The sequence below is a fragment of the Methylobacterium sp. D54C genome, from assembly GCF_053345595.1.
This window is the reverse complement of the sequence record NZ_JBKFAK010000056.1, coordinates 1-9,439: the sequence shown is the minus strand read 5'-3', so window position 1 is coordinate 9,439 and position 9,439 is coordinate 1. Positions and strand designations below refer to the sequence as shown.

General features: G+C 67.0%; 9 protein-coding genes and 2 pseudogenes. 6 read left to right on the top strand and 5 right to left on the bottom strand.

Going from position 1 to position 9,439, the window contains the following annotated elements; translation table 11 throughout:
- The 4 genes and pseudogenes from ACLBYB_RS31985 to ACLBYB_RS31970 form a co-directional block, all read right to left on the bottom strand.
- Positions 1-548, bottom strand: a pseudogene (locus ACLBYB_RS31985) (transposase); the annotation flags it as partial.
- 63 nt (positions 549-611) lie between these two features.
- On the bottom strand, positions 612-803 hold the full coding sequence (locus tag ACLBYB_RS31980; RefSeq protein WP_447701267.1) for a hypothetical protein: 192 nt from the start codon (positions 801-803) through the stop codon (positions 612-614).
- Between the two features lie 162 nt (positions 804-965).
- Positions 966-1,421, bottom strand: coding sequence for a hypothetical protein (locus tag ACLBYB_RS31975; protein WP_447701266.1), 456 nt, complete (start codon positions 1,419-1,421; stop codon positions 966-968).
- Between the two features lie 3 nt (positions 1,422-1,424).
- Positions 1,425-1,688 (bottom strand): DUF1883 domain-containing protein, encoded by a 264-nt coding sequence (locus ACLBYB_RS31970; protein WP_447701265.1) that lies wholly within the window; start codon positions 1,686-1,688, stop codon positions 1,425-1,427.
- A 374-nt stretch (positions 1,689-2,062) separates the two neighbouring features.
- Here ACLBYB_RS31970 and ACLBYB_RS31965 point away from each other — a divergent pair, with 374 nt between their 5' ends.
- The 6 genes from ACLBYB_RS31965 (at position 2,063) to ACLBYB_RS31940 (ending at position 8,260) form a co-directional block, all read left to right on the top strand.
- Positions 2,063-2,254: a hypothetical protein gene (locus ACLBYB_RS31965; protein ID WP_447701264.1), complete on the top strand. Its 192-nt coding sequence runs from the start codon at positions 2,063-2,065 to the stop codon at positions 2,252-2,254.
- The gene (locus tag ACLBYB_RS31960; RefSeq protein WP_447701263.1) at positions 2,251-2,889 is read left to right on the top strand and encodes a TetR/AcrR family transcriptional regulator; all 639 of its coding nucleotides are present in this window, start codon (positions 2,251-2,253) and stop codon (positions 2,887-2,889) included. The genes ACLBYB_RS31965 and ACLBYB_RS31960 overlap by 4 nt, the downstream gene beginning before the upstream one ends.
- Positions 2,886-4,115, top strand: a complete 1,230-nt coding sequence (locus ACLBYB_RS31955) for an efflux RND transporter periplasmic adaptor subunit (protein ID WP_447701262.1) — start codon at positions 2,886-2,888, stop codon at positions 4,113-4,115. The genes ACLBYB_RS31960 and ACLBYB_RS31955 overlap by 4 nt, the downstream gene beginning before the upstream one ends.
- Before the next feature lie 51 nt (positions 4,116-4,166).
- Positions 4,167-7,253 carry an efflux RND transporter permease subunit gene (locus ACLBYB_RS31950; protein ID WP_447701261.1) on the top strand — a complete coding sequence of 1,029 codons (3,087 nt, stop codon included), beginning with the start codon at positions 4,167-4,169 and terminating at the stop codon, positions 7,251-7,253.
- Positions 7,254-7,287: 34 nt separating this feature from the next.
- Entirely contained in the window at positions 7,288-7,857 is a 570-nt protein-coding gene (locus tag ACLBYB_RS31945) for a DUF2147 domain-containing protein (protein ID WP_447701260.1), read from the top strand.
- A gap of 178 nt (positions 7,858-8,035) precedes the next feature.
- A complete protein-coding gene (locus tag ACLBYB_RS31940) occupies positions 8,036-8,260 on the top strand; it encodes a hypothetical protein (protein ID WP_447701259.1) in 225 nt (74 codons plus the stop codon).
- Positions 8,261-9,330: 1,070 nt separating this feature from the next.
- On the opposite strand, the pseudogene ACLBYB_RS31935 reads toward ACLBYB_RS31940, so the two are convergent.
- A pseudogene (locus ACLBYB_RS31935) lies at positions 9,331-9,439 on the bottom strand (IS5/IS1182 family transposase); the annotation flags it as partial.

Genomic DNA, 9,439 nt, shown 5'->3' with positions numbered 1-9,439 from the left:
CTCGCGGCGCCAGATGCGCTGAACCCGGTCCTTGCCCACCTGCCAGCCGTCTGCTTGCAGCAGCGCGGTGACACGACGGTAGCCATAGCGCCCGTACTCGGAGGCCAGGGCAACGATGGCTCGGGTCAGCCCATCCTCGTCGGCCGGCACCGTCGGCACGTAGCGCTGCGTGCCGCGGTGCTGACCGACGAGCCGGCAGGCGTGACGTTCCGAGAGGCCGTACTTCTCCCGGATCCCGTCGACCGCCTGCCGGCGTCGCTCGGGGGCTACAAGTTTCCCGAGGCGACGTCCGCCAGCACCTGCTTCTCCAAAGAGAGATCGGCGACGAGCCGGCGCAACCGAGCGTTCTCACGCTCCAAATCCTTCATCTTCTTGGCTTGATCGACTTGCAGGCCGCCGTACTCCTTGCGCCAGCGGTAGTAGCTCTGCTCGGAGATCTCCGCCTCCCTACATGCAAGGGCTAAACTCTTACCCTGGGCTGTCTGCACCTCGATCTGGCGCAGCTTCAGCACAACCTGCTCCGCGTTCGTCTTCTGACCTCGCCGCATGTCCGCCTCCTTCGGTCATGGCTGATCCTCTCAATCAGCCCGGTCCAAAACCAGCCGGTCAGGTCAGGTCGGAGGAAGTGAGAATGCCTCGTAGTAGACACAGACATGATAGCCGATGTTGGAACCGCTCCAGGCCTTGTTGAACGGTGTGACGGCTTTGCCGATCCTCTTCAGGACCGGCTCGTGCTCACGCGCAAAGGCAGCGTGCGCGCGGTCGAGGCGATCGGCGATCTCGATGAACTCTTCCCCGTCCATCGCGATCCACCTCATCCGCTCTGCATGCGAGCGAGCATGCCCCCCTTGATCCATTCACTTTACCGCACAGCCTGAGACCGAACCAGGAGGCGGTGCCGGCGTGCCGAGAGGCGGCTGCGATGTCCGGCAACTAACAGTGCTGCACCAGCCACAGCAGGCACCTTATTCAAGATGTCCGCCCGGTGGCGCAGAAGCCGCTGGATCCAGAGGGAAGGACGGTGAGCGCTCGGTCGTCTGCCGCTCTTCGGCGTCGATGACGAGCGGGACTGCCTCTCCCTCCGGTGGCAGGCGCTCCCGGATGGTTTTGAAGATATCGGAGCGCGATTTGCGGTACCACCACCACAGGCACAGCAGGATCGATCCGATCACCAAGCCGATCGTCGAGATGACCACAAAGGTCGTGAACAGCCTGATCGAGGCGATCGGGGTGCTGAGCAGCGTGACGAGGATGGTCATACCGATCGAGATCAGAAAGATGCCGAACGTAAGAAACAGCGACTCTGGAGCGCCGCGCTCGATCAGCTGAAGTTCTGTGTCCGATATCTCGTAGATAACCAACTGCCCGAACCGAGCAAGCCGGATAGCCGGAAGGAAAGCATCGGCTGGGCGCTGGGCCATCCTCTAACCCCGTACCGTTCGCACCGATGCCCTGACCGTGCCGGCGTACCCGCCGAGATCGACCACGACATGCCATTTCCCCGGATGGGGCGGGACGATGTTGACTGGCGAGCGCATGGCCTGACCACCATAGAAGCGGTGCTGTCGACCGCTCCGATAGGCCTCGAAGTTGGATGCATCCAGCAGCTTGACATTGGCACGCGTGTCGAGCGTGACCTCGACACTTTCGCCAGGACGAAGGTCGACCTCATAGTGAAGGAAATTCACGGCAGCGGCTCACACGGCGACGATCAAGCAGCAGACCGGTACGGCCTCGTGATCGGTAGATAGGGTCTCATACGCTCCGGGCCGAGGGTGGTCTGGGGAGTGGGCGCCCGCTACGGGATGCCGGTCCTTGTCCATACCCTACATCCGTCTGCCTCGGGCCCATTCGCATAAGGGGATCTTACGGAACAAGATTGCAGCAGTGACGTCCCGCTGCCTCGGCAAACATCGGCAGGAGAATGAACGTTCATTGACATGATAATGATCGTTCATTATCACGAGCGATAACGAGGACGGTGATGAGAATGGCATACGCATTCGCTGCCCCAATTCAGGCTCGCGGCGTCGCGAGCGTCTTGCGCTCCGCAATGAGGCCCATGAACCTGATCTCCGGAGCCCTAGTGCTGCTGGCGTGGGCGTGCCTGCTGTCTTGGACCGGCACCAGTCGCGACGGATGGCAGGCGCGCACCTGCTCGAACCTTGCCGTGGCGCCACGCGCTTGCGCCGAGCTCTCGACGGCCAAGGATCAGTCTAGAGTGGCGCAGCACAAGGCGGACTTCGAGCCGTGAGCGCCGGGACCGTAACCGTCGTCCAGGTCGCCGACGCCCAAGCCGCACGGCGTGAACGCATCTTCGACGCCGCCGAAGCCTGCTTCGTCCGCAACGGCTTCCACCGCACCACGATGTCGGACCTCGCCCGCGAGGCCGCGATGAGCCAGGGCAACTTCTACCGCTACTTCGCCTCCAAAGAGGACATCGTCCTGGCGATGGCGGAGCGCGACCGCGCGCGCGGGGCCGCCCTCGTCGCCGAGATGGAGCGGGACGGCGACCGCCGCGCGTCCCTGAACGGCATCCTCGAACGGTTCTTCACCGGCATCACCCGCGAGGCCGCGGTGCTGCGCCTCGACCTGTGGGCGGAAACCACGCGCAACCCCGCCATCGCCGGGCTCGTCGACCGCAGCGAGGCCGAGGCCCGCGCGTGGCTGTGCGGGATGTTTGCGTCACTCGCCGCCTCACCCGATTGCGACCCCGTGTCGATGTTCGAGGCGGTCAACCCGCTGATGAAGGGCATCGTCGTCGGTCGCGCCATCTTACCGGGGTACGATCCGATCCCCGCGATCGCCCATCTCCAAGCCCTCATCGAAGCCGGCCTGAACGGCGCGCTGCCGCGTCGGACCGGATCCATCCCGGAGACCGGCCGATGACCCGTCCCCTCTTAGCCGCTCCTGCGCTGCTGGTGCTCGGCCTGTCGGCCGCCTCCGCGCGCGACGAGGAGCCCGCCACGATCAGGTCGATCCTCGCGCCGACCGTCAGCGTCGTCGAGGCGACGTGGCGCGAGACCGTGGCGACCGTGACGGTGACCGGGACCCTGGTGCCCCGCGACGAGGTCCTGGTGACGCCCGAGATCGACGGCTACCGGGTCGCCGAGGTATTGGTCGAGGAGGGCGCACAGGTCGCCAAGGGCCAGGTGCTGGCGCGCCTCGCCCGCGACCTCATCGACCGCCAAATCGCCCAGCAGGACGCGGTGGTGGACAAGGCCGAGGCCGCGGTGCTTCAGTCTCAAAGCAACATCGAGCAGGCCGAGGCCGCCGAGACCGAGGCCCGGCTCAGCCTGGAGCGGGCCAGGACGCTCATATCGACGGGCAACACCACCGCCGTGGTGATGGAGACCCGGACCTCCGCCCTGCGCCAGGCCGAGGGCCGACTCGCCTTCGCCCGCAACGGTCTGGTCATGGCCAAGGCCGACCTCACCCAGGCCCGCGCCGCGCGCGACGAGCTGTCCCTACGGCTCGCCCGCACCGAGATCCGCGCCCCAGAGGCCGGCATCGTCAGCCGCCGCACCGCCCGCGTCGGCCTCGCAGCCTCATCGACCGCGTCCGAGCCGCTGTTCCGCCTGATCGCCCGCGGCGAGATCGAGCTGGAGGGCGAGGTCGTCGAGATCAAGCTGCCCCTGCTGCGCGAGGGTGCCCCGGCCTGGATCGAGCTGGGTGACGGTAGCCGCGTCGCGGGCCGCGTGCGCGCTGTCTACCCCGAGGTCGACAAGGCCACCCGCCTCGGCAAGGTGCGCGTGCGCCTCGATCCCGACCCGCGCCTGCGCATCGGGACCTTCGCCCGCGGCGGGGTTGAGCTCGCCCGCAGCCGCGGCGTGAGCGTCCCCCAGGCCTCCGTGCTCTACAGCGGCGGACGGCGCAGCGTGCTCGTGGTCGCCGGCGACCGGGTCGAGGATCGCACCGTGCGCACCGGCATCGCCGACGAGGACACCATCGAGGTCCGCGCGGGCCTCAACGAGGGCGAGCGCGTCGTGGCCCGGGCCGGCTCCTTCCTACGCAACGGCGACCGCGTCCGGCCGGTGCTCGAAGCCTCGGGTTCCCCTCCTGCGACAGCCACAATGCCGGCGCTGCAGGAGTCCGCCGAAGCCGGCGTGCCGTAAGCCGACGCACCTCCTCACCCACTCAGCCGTCATGGAAGCCAAGGCCGCTCGATGCGCCTGAACGTCTCCGCGTGGGCGATCCGCAACCCCATCGCGCCCCTCGTCCTGTTCCTAGTGCTGGTCGTGCTCGGCCTCGTCAGCTTCCGCGGGCTCGCGGTGACGAAGATGCCCAACGTCGACGTGCCCATCGTCTCGGTGGCGATCACCCAGTCCGGCGCGGCGCCGTCCGAGCTCCAGACCCAGGTCACCAAGTGGGTCGAGGACTCGATCGCCGGCGTGCGGGGCGTCAAGCACATCACCTCGGCCATCACCGAGGGCTCCTCGGTGACCACGGTCGAGTTCCGGCTGGAGGTGAACACCGACCGCGCCGTCAACGACGTGAAGGACGCCGTCTCGAAGATCCGCATCAACCTGCCCCGCACCATCGACGAGCCGGTGATCAGCCGCGTCGAGATCGCCGGCCTGCCGATCCTCGTCTACGGCGTGAAGGCGCCCGCGATGACGCCCGCCGACCTCTCCTGGCTGGTCGAGGACAAGATCGCCCGCGCGCTCCAGGGCGTGAAGGGCGTGGGCGGCGTCGAGCGGGTCGGGGGTGTCGCGCGCGAGGTCCGGGTCGTGCTCCAGCCGGACCGGCTGCTGTCGCTCGGGATCACCGCCGCGGACGTGAACCGGCAGCTGCGCCTCACCTCGGCCGACATGGCGGGCGGGCGCGGCGAGGTCGGCGGGCGCGAGCAGTCGATCCGGACGCTGGCCGCGTCGCGCACCCTGCGCGACCTCAAGGCCACCGCCATCGTCCTGCCGGGCGGCCGCAAGGTCCGCCTCGACGACCTCGCGCGGGTCGAGGACGGGATCGAGGAGCCGCGCACCTTCGCCCGCTTCAACGGCGCGCCGGTGGTCGCCTTCGCGGTCTCGCGCGGGGCGGGCGCCAGCGACGCCGAGGTCGCGGCCGGGGTGCAGAGGAAGATCGCCGAGTTCCAGGCGAGCTACCCCGACCTGCAGTTCGAGCTGATCGATTCCTCGGTCTCCTCGACCATCGGCTCCTACGATTCCGCCATGCACACCCTGATCGAGGGGGCGCTCCTCGCGGTCATCGTGGTGCTGCTGTTCCTGCGCGACTGGCGCGCCACGCTCATCGCGGCGGTGGCGCTGCCCCTCACGGTCTTCCCGACCTTCTGGGCGATGGACGCGCTGGGCTTCACGCTGAACGGCATCAGCCTGCTCGCGATCACGCTGGTGACCGGCATCCTCGTGGACGACGCCATCGTCGAGATCGAGAACGTCGTCCGGCACATGCGGCTGGGCAAGTCGCCCTACCGAGCGGCCATCGAGGGCGCCGACGAGATCGGGCTCGCGGTCATCGCCATCACGGCGACCCTGATCGCCGTTTTCGCCCCGGTCTCGTTCATGCCGGGCATCGCCGGCCGCTACTTCATCCAGTTCGGCCTGACCATCGCGGTCTCGGTGTTCATGTCGCTGCTCGTGGCGCGCCTCATCACCCCGATGCTCGCCGCCTACTTCCTGCGCGACCACGGCCACCACGACGAGCGCGAGGGACCGGTCATGCGGGCCTACACGCGCCTCGTCGGCTGGTCGGTACGCCACCGGGCCGTCACGCTGTTCGCCGGCCTCGCGCTGTTCGCCGCCTCCATCGCGTCGACGGGCCTGCTGCCCTCGGGCTTCATCCCGAAGCAGGACAATGCCCGCACCCTGTTCATGGTCGAGCTGGCGCCGGGCGCGAAGCTCGCCGACACGGTGGCGGTATCCGACCGGGTGGTCTCGCGCATCCGGACGCTGCCCGAGGTGACCTCGGTCTTCGTCGACGGCGGACGGCAGGTCGGCGGCAAGAAGGAGACCCGGCTCGCGACCCTGACCGTCAACCTCACGCCGAAGGCCGCGCGCGCCAAGCGCCAGTGGACGGTCGAGGCCGAGATCGCGGCCCTGCTCGCCGAGGAGCCCGACATCCGGTCCTGGACCCTGCGCGACAGCGGCCAGCGCGACCTCGCCCTGGTGGTGAGCGGTCCCGACGCCGACGTCGTCACGGAGGTCGCCGCGCGGCTGCAGCGCGACATGGCCGCCATCCCCCACCTCGTGGCGGTGATGTCGACGGCGCCGCTGAACCGGACGGAGGTCCGCATCCGGCCGAAGGAGGGCGTGGCGGCCGATCTCGGCGTCTCGACCGACGCCATCGCGGAGACCGTCCGGGTCGGTACCATCGGCGACATCGGCCTGAACCTCGCGAAGTTCAACGCCGCGGACCGCCAGGTGCCGATCCGGGTGCAACTGCCCGAGAGCGCCCGCGGCGCCGTCTCGCGGCTGGAGAACCTGAAGGTGCCGGCCAAGAACGGGGCTGCCGTTCCGCTGGCGGTCGCGGCCGACATCGAGCTCGACCAGGGACCCGGCGCCATCGACCGCTACGACCGGGCGGTGCGCGTGGCCGTCGAGGCCAACATGGAGAACTCGGAGGCCCTCGGCTCGCTCATCGCCGAGGCGCTGCGGACACCGACGGCGAGGAACCTGCCGCCGGGGGTGACCATCAAGCAGACTGGCGACGCCGAGATCATGGGCGAGGTGTTCTCAGGCTTCCTGATGGCGATGGGTGCCGGCATCATGATGGTCTACGCGGTGCTTGTCGTGCTGTTCGGTTCGTTCCTGCAGCCGCTGACCATCCTGTTCTCGCTGCCGCTCTCCATCGGCGGCGCCATCCTCGGCCTGCTCGTCTGCCAGATGCCGATCTCGATGCCGGTCGTCATCGGCATCCTGATGCTGATGGGACTGGTCACGAAGAACGCGATCATGCTGGTCGACTTCGCGGTCGAGGAGATGGGGCGCGGCATCGACCGGGTCACCGCCATCGTCGAGGCCGGCCGCAAGCGCGCACGTCCCATCGTCATGACCACACTCGCCATGGCGGCGGGCATGGTCCCGTCCGCCATGGCATTTGGGGTCGGCGGCGAGTTCCGGGCGCCGATGGCGGTGGCGGTCATCGCCGGCCTGATCGTCTCGACCCTGCTCTCCTTGGTCTTCGTTCCGGCCGTGTTCCTCCTGATGGACAGCTTGGGGAAACTTCTCGGGCGCCTGCTTGGGCGGTTCGTCGGACCGCGCGACGACGCGACCGGGCACGAGGCGACGGCGTCGTGACCGCCACATCCCATTGATCTTCCGAAGGAACCCAATGACTGCTCCCATCTACTGTTTGGCCACGGTCGCCCTACTGACCGCCATGGTCACGTGCGGCCGGCCGAACGCCGCGCATGCGGCCGAACCGTTCGGCACTTGGCTCACGGAGAACGGCCGCGCCCGGGTCAGGACTGAGCCGTGCGGGTCCGACGCGGCCCGCCTATGTGGATACGTCGTCTGGGGTCGTGAACCGAACGGCGAGAATGGCAAGCCGAAGGTCGACCGCTACAACCCGAACCCAGCTTGGCAGGCCCGGCCCCAGCTCGGGCACCAGATGCTGCTCGGACTGAAGCGGAACGCCGAGGGCCATTTCGAGGGCAAGATCTACAACGCCGATAACGGCAAGTCCTACGACGTGACGGTATGGAGCGACCAGCCCACGGCGTTGACCGTGAAGGGGTGCATGCTGGTGTTCTGCGCCTCGCAGTCCTGGAAGCGCGTCGCGGACGTGGTTGCTGGGCAGTTGCAGGGCCCGACCGACGAGGAGGGAGGTCCGCGCACCGACCCCGAGTGGGCAGGCAAGGCTGCGAGGACCAGGACGGTCACCACGCGCAAGGGACATTAGGCCGGCGCCCGCGCCCCCTGAACCGAAGTGAGATTGGACGCTCCCCACCAAGAGCGGGCAAGGGATCGCCGACTCATCGCCCCCTCGGGTTCGCGATATGCCGGCCGGTTCTTCGTATCCGCGAGGGTCGGCCGGTCATCGAATGAGGACGGCAGAGCTTTCCGCAGCGGAGTTCACCATGAAGAAACTGGCCCGTTGCACCATCGCGGCGCTATGCGCGGGCTCGCTGTTCGCCGCGTCGACCGCCCAGGCCAGCCCGCGGCATGCACATGGTCGGGGCGATGGCTTGGGCCGCCCGGGTGGCTACTGGCAATACAGCCCGCGGCGCGGCCGCAAGGTAGCCGGTGCGGTCGCCGCAGGAGCGGCGCTCGGCGTGATAGGCGGAGCGATCATCGCGTCGTAGGCCCAGCAGGCCGCGCGCGAGCGTGAGGCGGCCATCGCCTATTACTACGGGCACCCGGACCCGTACTACGGCTACTGAGCGCCCCCGCCGGGCCGAACTGGTTCCGGCTTCGGGAGGTCACCTCGCGCGGCCGCGACAACGCCCCAGGCCCCCCTCGCCTTACACCCTAGGCTGTCGCCCTCAAGCCCCTAGAACTCTTGATAATGATCGTTCACTATCATATCAGGACTTCGTTGCTGCCGGGTTTCCGGTCTGCTGACGAAGCTGGAGTCGCACATGTTTGGGCCAGCCGCACCAAAACCGGAGGATGATATCCTATTCAAGATTGGTATAGCTCAGGATTTATCAGCTCGGTTCGCGGAATTTTCCTTGCTTTACGAGAGCAAAGGTGAAACGGATGCCGCGATCAAGGCCTGGAACACGTCATGCATGTACGAAAAGGAGACTAATTTATTGCGCAATGAATATCTTCGTTTATGCGGAAAGCCGGCAAGGGACCTTGACTGCTAATTTCACATGCTTCTGACGGCCATCGTCATGTCGATTGGTGAGCGGTTCTTCTGAAGGCTAATCCGAGTCCAACGCTTCTTGGATTAACTAGAAATTAACTTTTCCATCGCACACATTTCATTGTGATAATGACCATTCATTATCACAACCCGGATCAAGACGCGATACCTCTCGGCAGCCCAATAGCCGCCCTGGTTCCGCTCCCTTGGTCGACATGGCCGCAGCAGATCTCGGCATCGACAGCGAGGTCGCTCATCGGAATGAAGGAACCCGATGTCCCCAATACTGGCACGCCTCAGCCTAATGGCTTTCGTCAGTGCCCTGGCTCTCGGTGAAGCCGCTCCGGCGCCGGCAGCTTCCTCCTTGCCCACCGGTACATGGCAGACGGAGGACGGTCGCGCCCGCATTCGAACCGAGCGGTGCATCCCCGGAAGCATACAACTCTGCGGATACGTCGTCTGGTTGAAGGAGAACGCCGGACCCGACGGTCGTCCGGTATCGGACATCTCGAACCCCGACATCGGTAAGCGAGCCCGCTCCGTCCTAGGGTTTGGACTCGATCAGCACCAGAAGGTGATGACGGCGGCCAGAGCGAGGGCCGAAGCGTAGTTGCGGGCAAGCTTGTCGTAGCGGGTTGCGATCCGGCGAAAGTCCTTGAGGCGGTTGAAG

Bases quoted from the DNA above. Each gene is read 5' to 3' on its own strand.
- ACLBYB_RS31965 (WP_447701264.1), top strand. From the start codon at position 2,063: ATGAACCTGATCTCCGGAGCCCTAGTGCTGCTGGCGTGGGCGTGCCTG.
- ACLBYB_RS31950 (WP_447701261.1), top strand. From the start codon at position 4,167: ATGCGCCTGAACGTCTCCGCGTGGGCGATCCGCAACCCCATCGCGCCC.
- ACLBYB_RS31975 (WP_447701266.1), bottom strand. From the start codon at position 1,421: ATGGCCCAGCGCCCAGCCGATGCTTTCCTTCCGGCTATCCGGCTTGCT.
- ACLBYB_RS31980 (WP_447701267.1), bottom strand. From the start codon at position 803: ATGGACGGGGAAGAGTTCATCGAGATCGCCGATCGCCTCGACCGCGCG.
- ACLBYB_RS31945 (WP_447701260.1), top strand. From the start codon at position 7,288: ATGACTGCTCCCATCTACTGTTTGGCCACGGTCGCCCTACTGACCGCC.
- ACLBYB_RS31940 (WP_447701259.1), top strand. From the start codon at position 8,036: ATGAAGAAACTGGCCCGTTGCACCATCGCGGCGCTATGCGCGGGCTCG.
- ACLBYB_RS31955 (WP_447701262.1), top strand. From the start codon at position 2,886: ATGACCCGTCCCCTCTTAGCCGCTCCTGCGCTGCTGGTGCTCGGCCTG.